18 protein-coding genes and 1 rRNA gene are annotated in these 20201 nt (G+C 52.9%); 11 read left to right on the plus strand and 8 right to left on the minus strand.

What is annotated here, in order from left to right; translation table 11 throughout:
- Window positions 1-15 precede the first annotated feature (15 nt).
- The 6 genes from dnaE (at window position 16) to tilS (ending at window position 10576) form a co-directional block, all read left to right on the plus strand.
- A complete protein-coding gene (dnaE, locus tag F4V61_RS12360; RefSeq protein ID WP_038396920.1) occupies window positions 16-3498 on the plus strand; it encodes a DNA polymerase III subunit alpha in 3483 nt (1160 codons plus the stop codon).
- A gap of 12 nt (window positions 3499-3510) precedes the next feature.
- A complete protein-coding gene (gene accA / locus F4V61_RS12365) occupies window positions 3511-4470 on the plus strand; it encodes an acetyl-CoA carboxylase carboxyl transferase subunit alpha (protein WP_000055758.1) in 960 nt (319 codons plus the stop codon).
- A 319-nt stretch (window positions 4471-4789) separates the two neighbouring features.
- Entirely contained in the window at window positions 4790-6553 is a 1764-nt protein-coding gene (locus tag F4V61_RS12370) for a chitinase (RefSeq protein WP_079782007.1), read from the plus strand.
- A gap of 75 nt (window positions 6554-6628) precedes the next feature.
- Window positions 6629-8770 carry a lysine decarboxylase LdcC gene (gene ldcC, locus F4V61_RS12375; protein ID WP_079827788.1) on the plus strand — a complete coding sequence of 714 codons (2142 nt, stop codon included), beginning with the start codon at window positions 6629-6631 and terminating at the stop codon, window positions 8768-8770.
- Between the two features lie 55 nt (window positions 8771-8825).
- A complete protein-coding gene (locus F4V61_RS12380; RefSeq protein ID WP_058344689.1) occupies window positions 8826-9215 on the plus strand; it encodes a VOC family protein in 390 nt (129 codons plus the stop codon).
- Window positions 9216-9277: 62 nt separating this feature from the next.
- Entirely contained in the window at window positions 9278-10576 is a 1299-nt protein-coding gene (tilS, locus tag F4V61_RS12385; RefSeq protein WP_079827790.1) for a tRNA lysidine(34) synthetase TilS, read from the plus strand.
- Window positions 10577-10618: 42 nt separating this feature from the next.
- Here tilS and rof read toward each other — a convergent pair whose 3' ends face one another.
- Window positions 10619-10879 carry a Rho-binding antiterminator gene (gene rof, locus F4V61_RS12390; RefSeq protein WP_000062327.1) on the minus strand — a complete coding sequence of 87 codons (261 nt, stop codon included), beginning with the start codon at window positions 10877-10879 and terminating at the stop codon, window positions 10619-10621.
- On the minus strand, window positions 10866-11066 hold the full coding sequence (locus F4V61_RS12395; RefSeq protein ID WP_000417061.1) for a YaeP family protein: 201 nt from the start codon (window positions 11064-11066) through the stop codon (window positions 10866-10868). Before F4V61_RS12395 ends, rof begins: the two co-directional genes overlap by 14 nt.
- 197 nt (window positions 11067-11263) lie before the next feature.
- Here F4V61_RS12395 and F4V61_RS12400 point away from each other — a divergent pair, with 197 nt between their 5' ends.
- From F4V61_RS12400 to nlpE, 3 genes are read left to right on the plus strand one after another with little or no spacing between them, the layout of a single operon-like run.
- Window positions 11264-11809, plus strand: a complete 546-nt coding sequence (locus F4V61_RS12400) for a YaeQ family protein (RefSeq protein ID WP_079827792.1) — start codon at window positions 11264-11266, stop codon at window positions 11807-11809.
- Window positions 11806-12228: an alternative ribosome rescue aminoacyl-tRNA hydrolase ArfB gene (gene arfB, locus F4V61_RS12405; protein ID WP_000560520.1), complete on the plus strand. Its 423-nt coding sequence runs from the start codon at window positions 11806-11808 to the stop codon at window positions 12226-12228. Before F4V61_RS12400 ends, arfB begins: the two co-directional genes overlap by 4 nt.
- 31 nt (window positions 12229-12259) lie before the next feature.
- On the plus strand, window positions 12260-12961 hold the full coding sequence (gene nlpE, locus F4V61_RS12410) for an envelope stress response activation lipoprotein NlpE (protein ID WP_079799296.1): 702 nt from the start codon (window positions 12260-12262) through the stop codon (window positions 12959-12961).
- A 74-nt stretch (window positions 12962-13035) separates the two neighbouring features.
- Here the strand turns inward: nlpE and proS are convergent, their stop codons facing one another.
- The 6 genes from proS to metN all read right to left on the minus strand — a co-directional run bounded on the left by proS (window position 13036) and on the right by metN (window position 18623).
- Entirely contained in the window at window positions 13036-14754 is a 1719-nt protein-coding gene (proS, locus tag F4V61_RS12415) for a proline--tRNA ligase (protein WP_058344693.1), read from the minus strand.
- Window positions 14755-14864: 110 nt separating this feature from the next.
- Window positions 14865-15572 carry a tRNA (N6-threonylcarbamoyladenosine(37)-N6)-methyltransferase TrmO gene (gene tsaA / locus F4V61_RS12420; RefSeq protein ID WP_038396914.1) on the minus strand — a complete coding sequence of 236 codons (708 nt, stop codon included), beginning with the start codon at window positions 15570-15572 and terminating at the stop codon, window positions 14865-14867.
- The gene (rcsF, locus tag F4V61_RS12425; protein WP_001202365.1) at window positions 15569-15973 is read right to left on the minus strand and encodes an Rcs stress response system protein RcsF; all 405 of its coding nucleotides are present in this window, start codon (window positions 15971-15973) and stop codon (window positions 15569-15571) included. Before rcsF ends, tsaA begins: the two co-directional genes overlap by 4 nt.
- Before the next feature lie 118 nt (window positions 15974-16091).
- Complete coding sequence (metQ, locus tag F4V61_RS12430; RefSeq protein WP_000874212.1) at window positions 16092-16907, minus strand: methionine ABC transporter substrate-binding lipoprotein MetQ; 816 nt, start codon at window positions 16905-16907, stop codon at window positions 16092-16094.
- Between the two features lie 38 nt (window positions 16908-16945).
- Entirely contained in the window at window positions 16946-17599 is a 654-nt protein-coding gene (locus F4V61_RS12435; protein ID WP_001287480.1) for a methionine ABC transporter permease MetI, read from the minus strand.
- Window positions 17592-18623, minus strand: coding sequence for a methionine ABC transporter ATP-binding protein MetN (gene metN / locus F4V61_RS12440; RefSeq protein WP_000593985.1), 1032 nt, complete (start codon window positions 18621-18623; stop codon window positions 17592-17594). The genes F4V61_RS12435 and metN overlap by 8 nt, the downstream gene beginning before the upstream one ends.
- Before the next feature lie 189 nt (window positions 18624-18812).
- Between metN and gmhB the strand changes: the two genes are divergently transcribed.
- Both gmhB and F4V61_RS12450 read left to right on the plus strand, forming a co-directional pair.
- Complete coding sequence (gene gmhB, locus F4V61_RS12445; protein ID WP_001140198.1) at window positions 18813-19379, plus strand: D-glycero-beta-D-manno-heptose 1,7-bisphosphate 7-phosphatase; 567 nt, start codon at window positions 18813-18815, stop codon at window positions 19377-19379.
- A 368-nt stretch (window positions 19380-19747) separates the two neighbouring features.
- Window positions 19748-20201 (plus strand): 16S ribosomal RNA (locus tag F4V61_RS12450); the annotation flags it as partial.

Raw genomic sequence — 20201 nt, forward strand, 5'->3', positions numbered from 1 at the left:
TCGAGAAATCTGAAGATGTCTGAACCACGTTTCGTCCACCTGCGGGTGCACAGCGACTACTCTATGATCGATGGGCTGGCGAAAACCGGGCCGCTGGTGAAAAAGGCGGCCTCACTAGGTATGCCTGCGCTGGCGATCACCGATTTTACCAACCTCTGCGGTCTGGTGAAGTTCTACGGAGCGGGTCATGGCGCGGGCATTAAACCCATCGTCGGCGCGGACTTTAACGTTCACAACGAGCTGTTGGGGGATGAACTGACTCACCTGACGGTGCTGGCGTCGGATAATACGGGCTACCAGAATCTGACGTTGCTGATCTCGAAAGCGTATCAGCGCGGCTACGGCGCGTCAGGCCCGATTGTTGATCGCGACTGGCTGATAGAGCTTAAAGAAGGTTTGATTCTGCTTTCCGGCGGGCGCATGGGCGACGTAGGCCGCTGTCTGCTACGCGGCAACTTGGCGCTGGTGGAGGAGTGCGTTGCCTTCTATGAAGCGCATTTCCCCGATCGCTATTTTCTGGAACTGATCCGCACCGGCAGACAGGATGAAGAGACATATCTGCACGCCGCAGTCGAACTGGCTGAAGCACGCGGTTTGCCGGTTGTCGCGACAAACGATGTCCGTTTCCTTGAAAGTGATGATTTTGACGCGCATGAAATTCGTGTCGCGATCCATGACGGTTTTACGCTTGATGATCCTAAGCGTCCGCGCAATTACTCGCCGCAGCAATATATGCGCAGCATTGATGAGATGTGCGAGTTGTTCGCCGATATTCCGGAGGCGCTGGAAAATACGGTAGAGATTGCCAAACGCTGTAACGTGACGGTGCGTCTGGGCGAATATTTCCTGCCGCAGTTCCCGACCGGTGACATGACCACCGAAGATTATCTGGTCAAAAAGTCGAAAGAGGGGCTGGAAGAGCGTCTGGCGTTCCTGTTCCCGGACGAAGAAGAGCGTAAAAAGCGCCGCCCGGAATATGACGAGCGCCTGAATATTGAACTGCAGGTTATCAACCAGATGGGGTTCCCCGGCTACTTCCTCATCGTGATGGAGTTTATCCAGTGGTCAAAAGATAACGGCGTTCCAGTAGGGCCGGGACGTGGTTCCGGGGCCGGTTCGCTGGTGGCCTATGCGCTGAAAATTACCGACCTTGATCCGCTGGAATTTGACCTGCTGTTTGAGCGTTTCCTTAACCCGGAACGTGTCTCTATGCCTGACTTCGACGTTGACTTCTGTATGGAGAAACGCGACCAGGTTATTGAGCACGTCGCCGATATGTACGGGCGCGATGCGGTATCGCAAATTATCACTTTCGGTACGATGGCGGCGAAAGCGGTTATCCGCGATGTGGGCCGCGTGCTGGGGCATCCATACGGTTTTGTCGATCGTATCTCCAAGCTGGTGCCGCCCGATCCGGGAATGACGCTGGCAAAAGCCTTTGAAGCGGAACCGCAATTGCCGGAAATTTACGAGGCGGACGAAGAGGTCAGGGCGCTGATCGATATGGCGCGTAAGCTTGAAGGCGTCACCCGTAACGCCGGTAAGCACGCTGGCGGCGTGGTGATCGCGCCGACTAAAATCACCGACTTTGCGCCGCTGTACTGCGATGAAGAGGGCAAACATCCGGTTACCCAGTTTGATAAAAGCGACGTGGAATATGCCGGGTTGGTGAAGTTCGACTTCCTTGGCCTGCGCACATTGACCATCATCAACTGGGCGCTGGAGATGATCAACAAGCGGCGCGAGAAGAACGGCGAGCCGCCGCTGGATATCGCCGCTATCCCGCTGGATGATAAAAAAAGCTTCGATATGCTGCAACGCTCGGAAACCACGGCGGTCTTCCAGCTTGAATCGCGCGGCATGAAAGATCTGATCAAGCGCCTGCAGCCAGACTGCTTTGAAGATATGATCGCGCTTGTGGCCCTGTTCCGTCCGGGTCCGTTGCAGTCAGGCATGGTAGATAACTTTATTGACCGTAAGCACGGGCGCGAAGAGCTCTCTTATCCGGACGTCCAGTGGCAGCATGAAAGCCTGAAGCCGGTACTGGAGCCCACCTACGGTATCATTCTGTATCAGGAACAGGTGATGCAGATTGCCCAGGTGCTTTCTGGCTATACCCTCGGCGGCGCGGATATGTTGCGTCGCGCGATGGGTAAGAAAAAGCCGGAGGAGATGGCCAAACAGCGTTCCGTCTTTGAAGAGGGCGCGAAAAAGAACGGTATTGACGGCGAACTGGCAATGAAAATCTTTGACCTGGTGGAGAAATTCGCCGGTTACGGATTTAATAAATCACACTCCGCCGCCTATGCTCTGGTTTCTTACCAGACGCTATGGCTGAAGGCGCACTATCCGGCTGAGTTTATGGCGGCGGTAATGACTGCCGATATGGACAATACCGAAAAGGTGGTCGGTCTGGTGGATGAATGCTGGCGAATGGGGCTAAAAATTCTGCCGCCGGATATTAACTCCGGGCTGTACCATTTCCACGTTAACGATGAGGGGGAGATCGTCTACGGCATCGGCGCGATCAAAGGCGTCGGCGAAGGGCCGATCGAAGCGATCATCGACGCGCGTAATCAGGGCGGCTATTTCCGCGAACTATTTGACCTGTGCGCGCGGACCGATACCAAAAAGCTCAACCGCCGGGTACTGGAAAAACTGATTATGTCCGGGGCGTTCGACCGGCTGGGGCCGCACCGCGCCGCGTTGATGAACTCGTTGGGCGATGCGCTGAAAGCCGCCGACCAACACGCCAAAGCGGAAGCTATCGGTCAGACGGATATGTTCGGCGTGCTGGCGGAAGAACCGGAGCAAATCGAACAATCCTATGCCAGTTGCCAGCCGTGGCCGGAACAGATGGTATTGGATGGGGAACGTGAAACGTTGGGGCTGTACCTGACGGGCCACCCCATCAATCAGTATTTAAAAGAAATTGAGCGTTATGTCGGCGGGGTAAGGCTCAAAGACATGCATCCGACAGAACGTGGTAAAGTCACCACGGCTGCGGGGCTCGTGATTGCCGCAAGGGTTATGGTCACCAAGCGCGGCAATCGTATCGGCATCTGTACGCTGGATGACCGTTCCGGGCGTCTGGAAGTGATGTTATTTACCGACGCGCTGGATAAATACCAGCAGTTGCTGGAAAAAGACCGCATACTTATCGTCAGCGGACAGGTCAGCTTTGATGACTTCAGCGGGGGGCTTAAAATGACCGCCCGCGAAGTGATGGATATTGACGAAGCTCGCGAAAAATACGCTCGCGGGCTTGCTATCTCGCTGACGGACAGGCAAATTGATGACCAGCTTTTAAACCGACTCCGTCAGTCTCTGGAACCCCATCGCTCGGGGACCATTCCAGTACATCTCTACTATCAGAGGGCGGATGCGCGTGCGCGACTGCGTTTCGGCGCAACGTGGCGTGTCTCTCCGAGCGATCGTTTACTCAACGATCTGCGTGGCCTCATTGGTTCGGAGCAGGTGGAACTGGAGTTTGACTAATACAGGAATACTATGAGTCTGAATTTCCTTGATTTTGAACAGCCGATTGCAGAGCTGGAAGCGAAAATCGATTCTCTGACTGCGGTTAGCCGTCAGGATGAGAAACTGGATATTAACATCGACGAAGAAGTGCATCGTCTACGTGAAAAAAGTGTAGAACTGACGCGCAAAATCTTTGCCGATCTCGGCGCATGGCAGGTAGCCCAACTGGCGCGCCATCCGCAGCGCCCGTACACCCTGGATTATGTCCGCCTGGCGTTTGATGAGTTTGATGAGCTGGCGGGCGATCGCGCCTATGCTGATGACAAAGCCATCGTCGGCGGCATTGCGCGTCTGGAAGGGCGTCCGGTGATGGTTATTGGTCATCAGAAGGGCCGTGAAACCAAAGAAAAAATTCGTCGTAACTTTGGGATGCCGGCACCGGAAGGCTACCGCAAAGCGCTGCGTCTGATGGAGATGGCCGAGCGCTTCAACATGCCGATCATCACTTTTATCGACACGCCAGGCGCTTATCCGGGCGTTGGCGCAGAAGAGCGCGGTCAGTCTGAAGCTATCGCGCGCAATTTGCGCGAAATGTCGCGTCTGAACGTGCCAATTATCTGTACCGTGATTGGCGAAGGCGGCTCCGGCGGCGCGCTGGCGATTGGCGTAGGCGATAAAGTTAATATGCTGCAATACAGCACCTATTCCGTTATCTCACCGGAAGGCTGCGCCTCCATTTTGTGGAAAAGTGCCGACAAAGCGCCATTGGCCGCTGAAGCGATGGGCATCATCGCGCCGCGTCTGAAAGAACTGAAGCTTATCGACTCCATCATTCCGGAGCCGCTGGGCGGCGCGCACCGTAATCCGGAAGTGATGGCGGCATCGCTGAAAGCGCAACTGCTGGAAGATTTAGCCGATCTTGATGTGTTGAGCACCGATGATTTAAAAAATCGTCGTTACCAGCGTTTGATGAGCTACGGTTACGCTTAATCATTTATACACAAAATCATTCAGGTTGCATCACAAAACGCTTTAGCGTTTTGAACAGCGCTTGCGGCGGCCCGTTAGGGCGAGACCCAGGGATGAGCCGAGTAACTCGCGGCCAACTCAGAGGTAGCTTGAAGGATAACGTGTATATCTCATTTTTCCAAAGAGGCCGGATTATCCGGCCTCTTTTTTTTGGACGAGGAAAAATGAGACGCCGATGAGCCGATGTGATTAAACGCGATGGCACGTTCTCCCTGAAACTGCATCAACTGCCAGGCGTGTGGCCAGGGCAGGCAGTGAACTACCCTTCAAGGAGAAAATTATGGGATTACAAAAAACACTGGCGCTCAGCGCCGTGGCGGCAGGGATCATGTTGAGCTTATCCGGTGCGCAGGCCGCGCCGCTGCTTAGTAGTAGTGAACCAATGACCATTAACGCCAGCGATCTGGCGGCGAAAGAGAAAGCGCTGACGGATTTTCCGTTAATGGAGGCAGTGAAATCCTCTATCCAGACGTTGGATAACAGCGTGGTCGAACAAATTGAACCGGGGCGTGCCGCTAACCCAGCAAACGTAAAACGTGTCGAAAGTATTCTGACAGAAGCCGACTGGGATTATTTGTTCCCGATGCGCGCGCCGGAGTACACCTATTCCAACTTCCTGAAAGCGATCGGTAAATTCCCGGCGGTTTGTGGTACCTACACCGATGGACGCGATAGCGATGCTATCTGCCGTAAAACTCTGGCCACTATGTTTGCGCATTTTGCCCAAGAAACGGGCGGTCACGAAAGTTGGCGTGATATTCCGGAATGGCGTCAGGCTCTGGTCTATCTGCGCGAAGTCGGCTGGACAGAAGGGCAGAAAGGCGGCTACAACGGCGAATGTAACCCTGATGTATGGCAAGGACAGACCTGGCCGTGCGGTAAAGATAAAGACGGCGATTTCCTCAGCTATTTTGGTCGCGGGGCAAAACAGCTTTCTTATAACTACAACTATGGGCCTTTCTCTGACGCGATGTATGGCGATGTTCGCCCGCTGCTGGATAAACCTGAGCTGGTAGCGGATACCTGGATGAACCTGGCAAGCGCGGTCTTCTTCTTTGTTTATCCGCAGCCGCCGAAGCCGTCTATGTTGCACGTGATTGACGGTACCTGGCAGCCAAACGAACACGATAAGGCAAATGGTCTGGTGTCAGGTTTCGGCGTCACCATTCAGATCATCAATGGCGGCGTGGAATGCGGCGGGGCAGATGAGAATGCGCAGTCGCTTAACCGTATCGCCTACTACAAAGAGTTTGCCGACTACCTGAAAGTGCCGGTACCTGCTGACGAAGTGCTGGGCTGTAAGAACATGAAGCAGTTCGATGAAGGCGGCGCAGGCGCGTTACCGATCTATTGGGAAGAGGACTGGGGCTGGAGCGCCGATACTGCGGACGGGAAGACCTATTCCTGCCAGTTAGTCGGGTATCAGACTCCATATACCGCCTTTAAAGAGGGTGACTACACGAAATGCGTGCAGCACTATTTCAACGTTAATGTCATCGATGATAATGGGGGGGCCGAACCGGACGTCACGCCAACCCCTACGCCGGTTACGGATGAAAACGTGGCGCCGGTCGCACGTATTGCCGGACCCGTTGGGGCGGTGGAAGCCGGTAGCCCGGTTTCACTCAGCGCGGAAGGATCGACCGACGCGAATGGCGACAAACTTACCTATACCTGGATGTCGCAGGATGGTAAAACGCTTAGCGGCCAGGATAAAGCTATCGTGATTTTCAACGCGCCTGAGGTGACTCAGGACACCCAGTATGTGGTGAATCTGACCGTCAGCGACGGTTCGCTCTCCAGCACCGCGGTTTATACGCTGAATGTGAAAGCGAAGGCCGCCGCTGCGGATGACGAAGATAAGACCACCAGCTACCCTGCCTGGAGCAGCAGCCAGAAATGGAATCCGGGCGATATCGTCAACAATAATGGCGCGTTGTACCAGTGCAAGCCGTTCCCGGCGAGCTCATGGTGTAATGTTGCGCCTGCCTATTATGAGCCCGGCGTAGGGATTGCCTGGGCCGATGCATGGAGCGCATTGTAATAAAATAAATCCTGTCGGTGCAGAGCACCGACAGGATTGTGACTATGCTTATCTCAGGTTGTTTCAGGAGAAAGCATGAATATCATCGCCATTATGGGGCCGCACGGGGTTTATTATAAAGATGAACCCATCAAGGAGCTTGAGCGGGCATTACAATCCCTGGGATTTCAAATTATCTGGCCGCAAAATAGCGTTGACCTGTTGAAGTTTATTGAACATAACCCACGCATATGCGGCGTTATTTTTGACTGGGATGAATACAGCCTCGACCTTTGTAGCGACATCAATCAGCTAAATGAATATCTTCCCCTCTACGCTTTTATCAATACCAATTCAACGCTGGATGTTAGCGTACACGATATGCGCATGGCGCTGTGGTTTTTTGAGTATGCGTTGGGGCAGGCCGAAGATATCGCGACGCGCATTCATCAATATACCAACGAATATCTCGATAACATTACGCCGCCGTTTACCAAAGCGCTGTTTACCTATGCCAAAGAAGGAAAATACACTTTTTGTACGCCGGGCCATATGGCGGGAACGGCGTATCAGAAAAGCCCGGCCGGCTGTCTGTTTTATGACTTTTTTGGCGGCAATACCTTAAAAGCCGATGTGTCGATTTCGGTAACTGAACTGGGGTCACTGCTGGATCACACTGGGCCACATCTGGAAGCGGAAGAGTATATCGCCCGTACTTTTGGCGCCGAGCAGAGTTATATGGTGACCAACGGGACGTCGACCTCGAATAAAATTGTCGGTATGTATGCCGCGCCTGCGGGAAGTACGCTACTTATTGACCGTAATTGCCATAAATCGCTGGCGCATTTGTTGATGATGAGCGATGTAGTGCCTCTTTGGCTGAAGCCGACGCGCAATGCGCTCGGGATTCTCGGCGGTATTCCTAAGCGTGAATTTACCCGTGACAGCATTGCGCGTAAGGTGGCGGAAACCGCACAGGCGCAGTGGCCGGTTCATGCGGTTATCACCAATTCTACTTACGATGGTCTGCTGTATAACACTAACTGGCTCAAGCAGATGCTGGACGTTCCCTCGATCCACTTTGATTCCGCCTGGGTACCCTATACCCATTTTCATCCGATCTACCAAGGGAAAAGCGGGATGAGCGGCGAGCGGGTACCAGGAAAAGTGATTTTTGAAACGCAATCCACTCATAAAATGCTGGCGGCTTTTTCGCAGGCTTCGCTTATCCATATCAAAGGGGAGTATGACGAAGAGACATTTAACGAAGCGTTTATGATGCACACCTCGACATCGCCGAGCTACCCCATTGTCGCTTCTATTGAGACTGCGGCGGCGATGCTGCGTGGTAATGCGGGGAGAAGACTGATCAATCGTTCGGTGGAACGGGCGCTCCATTTTCGTAAAGAGGTGCGGCGGTTACGTGAAGAGTCTGATAGCTGGTTCTTTGATATCTGGCAGCCGGAAGAGGTTGATGAGGCGGAATGCTGGCCAGTAGCGCAGGGAGAAACATGGCACGGCTTCACCGATGCTGATGACGACCATATGTTCCTTGATCCGGTTAAGGTGACAATCCTGACGCCGGGGATGGATGAACAGGGCAACATGAGCGAAGAGGGGATACCTGCCGCGCTGGTAGCGAAGTTTCTCGATGAGCGAGGCGTGGTTGTTGAAAAAACCGGGCCGTATAATTTGCTGTTTTTGTTCAGTATCGGTATTGATAAGACGCGGGCGATGGGGCTGATGCGCGGTCTGACGGAATTTAAACGGGCGTACGATCTTAATCTGCGCGTCAAAAATATGTTACCGGATCTGTATGCGGAGGATCCTGATTTTTATCGCAATATGCGCATTCATGATCTGGCGCAGGGGATCCATAAACTGATTCGCCAGCACGATCTTCCGGGGTTGATGTTGCGGGCATTCGACGTTTTACCGGAGATGATCATGACTCCGCACCAGGCCTGGCAACGCCAGATCAAAGGCGAGGTGGAAACCGTAGCGCTCGATCAACTGCCAGGGCGCGTTTCCGCGAATATGATCCTGCCTTATCCGCCAGGCGTTCCGCTGTTGATGCCCGGCGAGAGGATCTCGCAAGAGAGTCGGGCCGTGCTCGATTTCCTGCAGATGCTTTGTTCGATTGGCCAGCATTATCCCGGTTTTGAAACGGATATTCACGGCGCGAAACAGAATGAGGACGGGGTGTACCAGGTACGAGTCTTAAAACACGCCTGTTAGCTTGTCTGACGGGAACGTGGCGAGTAACGTACTGATAATCAATAAAGGAGACGCTATGCTGGGATTAAAACAGGTTCATCACATTGCGATCATTGTGACAGACTATGCGGCGAGCAAGGCGTTTTATTGCGATATTCTGGGGTTCGAGCTGATAAGCGAAGTCTGGCGGGAAGAGCGTGACTCGTGGAAGGGCGATTTGGCGCTAAACGGGCAGTATGTGATTGAGCTTTTCTCTTTTCCCTTCCCTCCGGCGCGTCCAAGCCGACCTGAAGCCTGCGGCCTGCGCCATCTGGCTTTCAGTGTGGAAAATGTAGAAAACGCCGTTGCGCATCTGGAAAAGCATCAGGTTAAGTGCGAACCGATACGCGTCGATCCCTATACCGGGAAGCGCTTTACTTTTTTCAACGATCCGGACGGTTTGCCGCTTGAGCTGTATGAGCAGTAAGACTTGTCATTAAGGCGCTAGCCAGGTAACGTTGCCGGGCAAAGTCACTATAAGCACGAACCATGACCACTCTCACGCTGAATACTTCGTTACTCTCTTCTCGCCGTATTCTGGCCGCCTTTAGCGGCGGCCTGGATTCGACGGTGCTTTTGCATCAACTGGTGCTGTGGCGAGAACACCATCCTGACGTTACGCTGCGCGCTATCCATATTCATCATGGTTTAAGCCCTCATGCCGACAGTTGGGTGCGGCATTGTGAAACCGTGTGCGAACGCTGGCAGGTTCCTCTGGTAGTAGAGCGGGTAACGCTGGCGGATAATGGTCTGGGTATCGAGGCCCATGCGCGTGAAGCGCGCTATCGGGCATTCGCGCAGACGCTATTGCCTGGCGAAGTGCTGGCAACCGCGCAGCACCTTGACGATCAGTGTGAAACATTCCTGCTGGCGCTAAAACGCGGCAGCGGTCCGGCCGGACTTTCCGCGATGGGAGAACGCTCGCCCTTTGCCGGAACTCTGCTTCTTCGCCCGCTGTTGGAAGAAACGCGAAAGACGCTGGAATTGTGGGCTGTGCGTCATGGCTTATGCTGGATTGAAGATGAAAGCAATCAGGATGATGCTTACGATCGCAATTTTTTACGCCTGCGCGCGCTTCCGCTCCTGCAGCGGCGCTGGCCGCATTTTTCTGCGGCGGTAGCCCGTAGCGCGGCGCTCTGTGCCGAGCAAGAAAGGCTGCTGGACGAACTTCTGGCCAGCGATCTTACGGACTGTATAACGGCGCGGGGAACATTGCGCCTCTCTCCATTAATGTCGATGAGCGATGTGCGGCGGGCAGCGATTTTGCGTCGCTGGCTGGCGACGCGTAATGCGCCGATGCCCTCTCGCGACGCGCTGGAACGTATCTGGCGGGAAGTGGCGCTGGCGCGCGACGATGCCTCTCCCTGTTTACGTTTTGGCGATCACGAGATTCGCCGTTATCAGTCGCAACTGTGGTGGATTAAATCCATTGCCGGACAAAGCGAAACGACGATCGCCTGGCCCGTCTGGCAAACACCGCTGGCGCTGCCTGCCGGCTTAGGCTCGGTACAACTCGTCCCTGGCGGCGAACTGCGCCTACCGCGAGAGGAAGAATCCGTCAGCATTCGTTTTAAGGCGTCAGGGTTACTGCATATTGTGGGACGTCACGGCGGACGTAAGCTGAAGAAAATCTGGCAGGAGTTGAATGTGCCTTCCTGGCGGCGCGATACCACGCCATTGCTGTTTTATGGCGATACGCTGATTGCGGCGGCGGGGCACTTTATCACCTGTGACGGACTGGCGAATAGCGAAGATGGCATGGCGTTACTGTGGCGGGAAGACGCATAAAATGCCGGATTGCGGCAAAAATGCCTTATCCGGCAGCAGAATTCAGGATTCGCTGATCACCACCGTACCAATTTCCGGGTGGCTGAAACTGACGATTTTATCAAGACGAAGCTCACGGGACTCGCCGGAAACTTCGGCAAGTAGATATTCTACGTTTTTACGCAAAATCAAATCGTTCGCTTTTGCCTGCAAAATCTCGCCATCTTTTAACGTTAGCGTCAGTATTAAATGATGCATGCAGGCGAGCTCAAGACTATCGTAGTCATCGCAATTAATGGGTTGATACGTTTCATTCATTGACATAATCGCTCACCAGTAAGTTCGCGGCAGCCCAGGCTGCCTTTTCCCTGACCGACTCTGAAAGGGCGCTATCTGCCGCCATTTCATTAAGCACTTTCAATACACAACCCAGCGCATCCGGGACATACCCTAAGTCTCCGCTGGCGATTTCCGCATACCGCTTGCGTACTAACTCACAATATTTTTCCACATGCCCTCCTGTCAGCATTCTGACTTAACCGTGGATGCAAGTCTAAGCCTACGAAGATAAATCCTGTTTAGCAAGGTGACTATACCATACTCATTTACGCAATATCAGCGCCTGACGCGAATGCGTAAAAGATTAGTTAACAGCCTTTTAGCGCGGTTTTCGCTACAATGGACGCCTGATTCGAAAGGAGTTTTCTCATGGCGCTTAAAGCGACAATTTATAAAGCCGTTGTTAATGTGGCTGACCTTGATCGCAACCGGTTTCTGGATGCGGCGTTAACGCTGGCGCGTCACCCTTCTGAAACGCAGGAGCGCATGATGCTGCGCCTATTGGCATGGATTAAATATGCTGATGAACAGTTACAGTTTACGCGTGGACTCAGCGCGGAAGATGAGCCGGAGGCCTGGCTGCGCAACGATCATCTGGGAATCGACCTGTGGATAGAACTGGGTCTGCCTGATGAGCGCCGTATCAAGAAAGCTTGTACTCAGGCGGGCAATGTCGCGCTCTTTGCCTATAACTCCCGGGCGGCGCAAATCTGGTGGCAACAGTATCAAAGCAAGTGCGCGCAGTTCGCTAACCTATCTGTCTGGTATCTGGATGATGGACAACTGGCGCAGCTCAGTGAATTTGCCAATCGTACCATGACGCTACAGGCGACGATTCAGGATGGCGCAATCTGGCTTTCCGATGCTCGGAATAATCTGGAAATACAGCTTGCCGCCTGGCAACAGCCCTCATGATTGCCATCTCCCGGACGATCTCAATAGCCGATAATGAGCTGGAGATTACGGCTATTCGCGCGCAGGGCGCTGGTGGTCAGCACGTTAATAAGACCTCCAGCGCGATTCATTTACGCTTTGACATTCTGGCATCTGGCCTGCCAGAGTATTATAAACAGCGTTTGCTGACGGCCAGCCACCATCTGATAAGCCATGATGGCGTAATTATCATTAAGGCGCAGGAATACCGGAGCCAGGAGCTCAACCGGGAAGCGGCTATCGCCAGGCTGGTTGCCGTCATAAAAGAATTAACCGCGGAGCAGAAAAGCCGTCGCGCAACCCGCCCGACGCGAGCCTCAAAAGAGCGCCGCTTGTCCTCTAAGGCGCAAAAATCTTCTGTAAAGGCGCTTCGCGGCAAAGTTCGTCGTCCACTGGATTGACGGGCAGGAATAGCAATTTCATAAGGATTTTATGGTGAGAACAGCAATATTGTCAGTCGCGACAGCGTGCGCGTTATTTGCATTGATGGGGTGTAATAACCGTGCGGAAGTTGACGCCTTACAACCTGCGCAGGCGGCGGAGTTAAAACCCATGCAACAAAGCTGGCGCGGCGTACTGCCCTGTGCGGATTGTGAAGGTATTGAAACGTCACTGTTTCTGGAAAAAGATGGCACATGGGTGATGAACGAGCGCTATCAGGGCGTTCGCGAAGAACCCTCCTCTTTTGCGTCATATGGTACCTGGGCGCGGACAGCAGATAAACTGGTATTAACCGACAGTAATGGCGAGAAATCGTATTATCGCGCGAAAGGCGATGCGCTGGAGATGCTCGACAGAGAAGGCAATCCGGTGGCCTCGCAGCTTAATTATATGCTTGAGCCTGTTACCGCCAGCCTGCCGGTAACGCCTATGCCGCTGCGCGGTATGTATGTTTACATGGCTGACGCGGCGACCTTTACCGATTGTGCAACAGGAAAGCGGCTCCCGGTCGCCAGTAACGCCCAGCTTGAGCGCGGCTATCTGGCGGCTAAAGGCGAAGCGGAAAAATCCGTGCTGCTGACGGTAGAAGGGCATTTCGTTTTTGCAGCGAACCCGGATACGGGCGAGCCGGTAAAAATGCTAATAGCTGATAAAAATGCGAAGTTTGCGCCTGGTAAAAATTGCACTAACTAAATAAAAGGCCTCGCATGGTGCGAGGCCTTTACATATCTGCCGGATGGCGCCGGACAATCCCAACAAGATGCCGTTTAGCCTTTAATGGCCTTGACCAGATAGTCAACGATATCGCCGGTTTTAATCAGCGATTTTTCACCGCTACGACGGTATTTATACTCAATATCGTCGTTATCCAGGTTACGATCGCCAATCACGATAGTATGTGGAATACCAATCAGTTCCATATCGGCAAACATCACGCCCGGGCGCTCTTTACGGTCGTCCATCAGCACTTCAATGCCTTGCGCGCGCAATTCGCTGTACAGCTTTTCCGCCAGTTCCTGTACACGGAAGGATTTGTGCATATTCATTGGCAGAATAGCGACCTGGAAAGGCGCAATGGCGTCAGGCCATACAATGCCACGCTCGTCAAAGTTCTGCTCGATAGCCGCAGCAACGACGCGTGTTACGCCGATACCGTAGCAGCCCATCGTCAGGATCTGGTTACGACCATCTTCACCCTGAACGGAGGCTTTCAGCGCTTCTGAGTATTTGGTGCCCAACTGGAAGATGTGGCCCACTTCGATACCGCGTTTAATAAGCAACGTTCCCTGACCATCCGGGCTCGGATCGCCGGCGACCACATTGCGGATGTCGGCAACGATAGGCGTCGCTACGTCGCGATCCCAGTTAATGCCGAAGTAGTGTTTTCCGTCGATGTTAGAGCCAGCGGCGAAATCGCTCATGGCGGCAACGCTACGATCGATGATGACCGGAACCGGCATATTGACCGGGCCGAGGGAGCCAGGGCCAGCATTGATAACGGCGCGAATCTCTTCTTCGGTAGCGAAGGTGAGCGGGCTGGCAACGTTCGGTAGTTTTTCCGCTTTAACTTCATTCAGTTCGTGATCGCCGCGAACCAACAGAGCAACCAGTGGAGACTTGCTGTCTTTCACTGCCTTAACCAGTAGCGTTTTTACTGTTTTTTCAATTGGCAAATTAAACTGTTCCACCAGCTCCGCGATGGTTTTGGCGTTTGGCGTATCGATCAGCGTCATTTCCTGCGTTGCCGCTGCGCGCGGCGTTTGCGGCGCAATGGCTTCTGCCAGTTCGATGTTAGCCGCGTAATCAGAAACATCAGAGAAAACGATATCATCTTCGCCGCTTTGCGCCAGCACCTGGAATTCATGCGAGGCGTTGCCGCCGATCGATCCGGTATCGGCCTGTACCGCGCGGAAATCCAGTCCCATACGGCTGAAAATGCGGCTGTATGCGGCGTACATGGCGTCATAAGTTTCCTGCAACGATTCCTGAGAGGTGTGGAAAGAGTAAGCATCTTTCATCAGGAATTCGCGCGAACGCATCACGCCAAAGCGCGGACGTACTTCATCACGAAATTTGGTCTGGATTTGGAAGAAGTTCAGCGGCAATTGCTTATAAGAGCTGAGTTCATTACGCACCAGATCGGTGATAACTTCTTCGTGGGTCGGGCCGAGTACGAATGGACGCTCGCCACGGTCGACAAAACGCAGCAGTTCCGGGCCGTACTGTTCCCAACGACCACTCTCTTGCCACAGGTCGGCTGGCTGAACTACTGGCATCGACACCTCGATAGCACCAGCGTTGTTCATCTCTTCACGCACGATGTTTTCGACTTTTTTCAGAACGCGCAGGCCGGTTGGCAGCCAGGTATATAACCCAGAGGCGAGCTTGCGGATCATCCCGGCGCGCAGCATTAGCTGGTGGCTGATAACCTCGGCGTCGGCAGGTGTCTCCTTCAGAGTGGAGAGCAGGTATTGGCTAGTACGCATGTTGTTACGGTTCCAGTTGAACGATCGAACAGGCTCAATGTGAGCCTGATACAAAAAAAGTGATTTAGTTTACCAGCGCGAAAGGGATGTCAAAAGAGAAGGGTGTGAAATTACCGTGGTTCCAGCGCAAACACTTCAAATCCAGCGTCAACTACACGCCAGCGCACGTTAAAATCATGTAGCCAGACGGCATAGGTTTTGCCCGTTTTTTCACCCTTACGATAAGCCGGGCGAGGGTCTTGCGCCAGCACATCGCAAATAAACGTCCGTAGCTGCGGATAACGCTTTTCCAGCGTCGTGAGCTGTTGAGCCACCTCAGCGGTAAAACTCACGGCCATTTCAGCCATCGGTGCCTGTTGCGCATAGCTGGCGACGGCGTCCGGTAAGGCTTCGGCAAACGGCAAATACGGTTTGATATCCACCACTGGCGTGCCATCCACCAGATCCAGGCTATCTAATTTCAGAACTACGCTCTCTTTCCGGCACTCGATACCTTTTAGCGCAACGAGAGACATGCCAATCGGATTGGGGCGGAACGTGGAGCGCGTGGCAAAAACGCCCACCCTGGCGTTGCCGCCAAGACGGGGCGGACGTACGGTTGGTCGCCAGCCGCCCTCCATCGTCTGATGAAAAACGAAAAGTACCCATAAATGGCTGAATGCTTCCAGGCCGCGAACGGCATCGGCCTGGTTGTAGGGCGCGATCAGATGTAGTTCGCCGCAGGCGCTTTTGACCAGGCCGGGCTGGCGCGGAACGGCGAATTTTTCTTTATAGGGGGAGCGGATAACGCCGATTTGCTCAAACTGAAAGCTGCTCATTTCGCCGAAATATTCAGGGCAGAACCGATACAAACCGCCTGACGGTAGCAGCCCGGCGTGCCGCTGGTGATTTCACAGCTATGCAGCAGGACGGCGTTGGCTTTCATTTTAGAGGCATTAATCTGCATACGCTTACGTGCAGTTGGAATGTTGGGCGGAGAATCCTGATTCGTCGCCTGGCAGGATTCGCCGCTAACTTCGCCAAGATCGCGGAAAGGTTTGCCGACTAAGTCTTCAGCATTAGTGTAAATCCTGACGGGAGCGACACGCGGCGCTTTGGGTTTATCCGGCTCCGCTTTTGGCGGGGTTGCGGTGCTTTGAACGGGTTCAACAGGGGATCTGCTTAGCATGGAACAACCGCCCAGCATGAGTGCCAATAAACAGATCGATAAAGCACGCATAATATTTCCTCAATGAAAGTTCTAATTGTCAGATATTGAATCAGGAGCTTGCATAAATGACAAGACGGGCAATAGCCCGTCCTGAATAATATTACAGTTTGTGGAAACAGCCTAAAACTTACCAGCCTTTAACCGCACCGCCATTAAAAACTTTATTTGCGGCTTCGTATACTTCATCAGACTGGTAAGCCTGAACGAATTTCTTCACATTCTCGGCGTCTTTATTGTCCTCACGTGTCACGATCAGGTTAACGTACGGAGAATCTTTATCTTCAACGAAGATACCGTCTTTTGCTGGCGTCAGTCCAATCTGGCTGGCATATGTTGTATTGATGACCGCTAAAGCGATCTGCGCATCATCCAGCGAACGCGGCAACTGCGGCGCTTCCAGCTCAACAATTTTCAGATTTTTCGGGTTATCCGCGATATCCAGCGAGGTAGGGAGCAGACCAACGCCGTCTTTCAGTTTAATCAGTCCCACTTTTTGCAGCAGCAGCAAAGAACGACCAAGGTTAGTCGGGTCGTTAGGCACCGCAACCTGGGAACCGTCCTGGAGCTCATCCAGTGATTTAATTTTTTTAGAGTATCCTGCAATGGGATAGACAAAAGTCTTACCAACAGAAACCAGTTTATAGCCGCGATCTTTGATTTGCTGATCCAGATACGGTTTGTGCTGGAAGGCGTTGGCATCGATATCGCCTTTGCTCAGTGCTTCATTAGGCAGAACATAATCATTAAAAGCCACCAATTCTACGTCCAGACCGTATTTTTCTTTCGCGACTTTCTGTGCCACTTCTGCAACCTGCTGCTCTGCGCCAACAATCACGCCAACTTTAATATGGTTCGGATCTTTTTCATCCTGACCGCAACCTGCAAGTGCCAGAGAACCAATCAGAGCACCCACTGCCGCAAAGGTTTTGAATTTGAACGCCATGCTTATTTCCTTAATGAGTATTTGTGTTGTGTTTAACGTTACTTATGCGTGACAGCCCTGACGATGCGATCGCCGGATAACTGAATTAAATAAACCAGAACGACGAGTAATACCAGCACCGTATTCATCACGGTAGCATTGTATCCAATATAACCGTACTGATAGCCGATTTGACCGAGGCCGCCCGCGCCGACTGCGCCGCCCATTGCGGAGTAACCGACCAGAGTGATCAGCGTAATGGTTGCTGCATTCACCAGACCTGGCAGAGCTTCCGGCAAAAGAATTTTACGCACAATTTGCAATGGCGTGGCGCCCATCGCTCGTGAGGCTTCAATTAGTCCGGCAGGGATCTCTAACAGCGCATTTTCCACCATACGGGCGATAAACGGCGCGGCGCCGACGGTCAGCGGCACAATCGCGGCCTGTAAACCAATGGAGGTGCCGACAATTACCCGGGTAAAAGGAATCATCCACACCAGCAGGATGATAAATGGAATCGAGCGGAAAATATTGACCACCGCAGAAAGCGCGCGATACAGCCTGGCGTTCTCCATAATTTGCCCCGGACGCGTGACATATAGCAATACGCCGACCGGCAGGCCAATCACAAAACCAAAGAAACCGGAGACAAAAGTCATCGCCAGCGTTTCCCAGACGCCACGAATCAGTAGCCACATCATTGCCTCAGACATAACCCAGTACCTCTACTTTCACATGGTGATCCTGCAGCCAGGCGATGGCGGCTTGCGTCTCTTCTTGTGTTCCGTGCATTTCCGTTAGCATAATGCCGAACTTCACGCCGCCGGCGTAATCCATCTGCGCGCTGATAATATTATTGTTCACGTTGAAACGGCGCGCGGTTTCGGAAAGCAGCGGGGCGTCAACGGACTGCCCGGTGAACTCCATGCGCAGCATCGGCACGCTGTCAGTTTCCGGCGACGCTTTTAAACGCGCCTGGTAATCCTCCGGAATGTCCAGGTGCAGCGTGGACTGAATAAACTTCTGCGCCAGCGGCGTCTTAGGATGCGAGAAGACTTCGCTGACCGTATCCTGCTCAATAAGCTCGCCATTACTGATGACGGCAACGCAGTCGCAGATACGTTTTACGACATCCATCTCATGAGTGATGAGCAGAATCGTCAATCCCAGACGACGATTGATATCTTTCAGCAATTCCAGAATCGCGCGGGTGGTCGCGGGATCCAGCGCGCTGGTGGCCTCATCGCACAGCAACACTTTTGGATTGCTGGCTAATGCGCGGGCAATCGCGACACGCTGTTTCTGACCGCCGGAAAGATTTGCCGGATAGCTGTCGTGTTTATCACCGAGCCCAACCAGCTCTAACAGCTCAGTTACGCGACGTCTAATCTCCTCTTTTGGCGTGCTATCCAGTTCCAGCGGTAGCGCGACGTTGCCAAACACGGTTCGTGAGGCCAGCAGATTAAAATGCTGGAAAATCATGCCAATCTGGCGACGGGCTTTGGTAAGTTCCGCTTCAGAAAGGGTGGTCAGTTCCTGACCGCCTACCATTACGCTTCCTGCAGTGGGACGCTCAAGTAAGTTTACGCAGCGAATGAGCGTACTTTTACCGGCGCCGGATGCGCCGATGACGCCGTAAATTTGTCCGGCAGGGACATGCAGGCTGACATTGTTCAGCGCCTGAATGGTGCGAGTCCCCTGATGGAACACTTTGGTAATATTCGAAAGTTTAATCATTGATTCTTTATTATCGTAATGAAATTAGCGGAGGCATTTTCGTCTGCCTAATACGGTCAACGCCGTCAACAGAATGGATGTTAAGGCATCCAGACGTCTAAATCAATCAGGCTTTATACGATGAGCACTTTCTTGCCTGCTGAAACATGCGATACTAGCGTCACTTGCTTTACTCAGGAGTTATAAAAGGTGGCAAAGTCTGTACCCGCAATTTTTCTCGACCGTGACGGCACCATTAATGTGGATCACGGCTACGTACATGAAATCGATTCATTTGAGTTTATAGACGGTGTTATTGACGCGATGCGCGAGCTAAAAAAAATGGGCTATGCGCTTGTGGTGGTGACGAACCAGTCCGGAATCGCGCGCGGCAAATTCACTGAGGCGCAGTTTGAAACCTTAACCGAATGGATGGACTGGTCGTTGGCGGATCGCGATGTCGATTTGGACGGCATCTATTATTGTCCTCACCATCCGCAGGGCTGTATAGAAGAGCTCCGTCAGGCATGTGATTGCCGCAAGCCGCATCCAGGAATGCTTCTCGCTGCGCGTGATTTCCTGCATATCGATATGGCGGCCTCTTATATGGTGGGAGACAAACTGGAAGATATGCAGGCGGCTGCGGAGGCAAATGTAGGGACAAAAGTACTGGTACGTACGGGCAAACCAGTCACGGCAGCAGCAGAAAACGCGGCAGACTGGGTGTTAAACAGCCTTGCCGATCTACCATCGGCGATAAAAAAGCAGCAAAAATAAGCGTTATGGATAAAAGATGAGCGGTTAAAACAAAAATGCATTTTTCCGCTTGTCTTCCTGAATCGACTCCCTATAATGCGCCTCCATCGACACGGCGGATGTGAATCACTTCACACAAACAGCCGGTCGGTTGAAGAGAAAAATCCTGAAATTCAGGGTTGACTCTGAAAGAGGAAAGCGTAATATACGCCACCTCGCGACGGTGAGCTGAAAGCCGCGTCGCACCTGCTCTTTAACAATTTATCAGACAATCTGTGTGGGCACTCGAAGATACGGATTCTTGACGTCGCAAGACGAAAAATGAATACCAAGTCTCAGAGTGAACACGTAATTCATTACGAAGTTTAATTCACGAGCATCAAACTTTTAAATTGAAGAGTTTGATCATGGCTCAGATTGAACGCTGGCGGCAGGCCTAACACATGCAAGTCGAACGGTAACAGGAAGCAGCTTGCTGCTTCGCTGACGAGTGGCGGACGGGTGAGTAATGTCTGGGAAACTGCCTGATGGAGGGGGATAACTACTGGAAACGGTGGCTAATACCGCATAACGTCGCAGGACCAAAGAGGGGGACCTTCGGGCCTCTTGCCATCAGATGTGCCCAGATGGGATTAGCTTGTTGGTGAGGTAACGGCTCACCAAGGCGACGATCCCTAGCTGGTCTGAGAGGATGACCAGCCACACTGGAACTGAGACACGGTCCAGACTCCTACGGGAGGCAGCAGTGGGGAATATTGCACAATGGGCGCAAGCCTGATGCAGCCATGCCGCGTGTATGAAGAAGGCCTTCGGGTTGTAAAGTACTTTCAGCGGGGAGGAAGG

Origin of the sequence: Salmonella enterica subsp. arizonae, from assembly GCF_008692845.1 — a bacterium.
In the GTDB taxonomy this organism is placed as follows: Bacteria; Pseudomonadota; Gammaproteobacteria; order Enterobacterales; family Enterobacteriaceae; genus Salmonella; species Salmonella arizonae.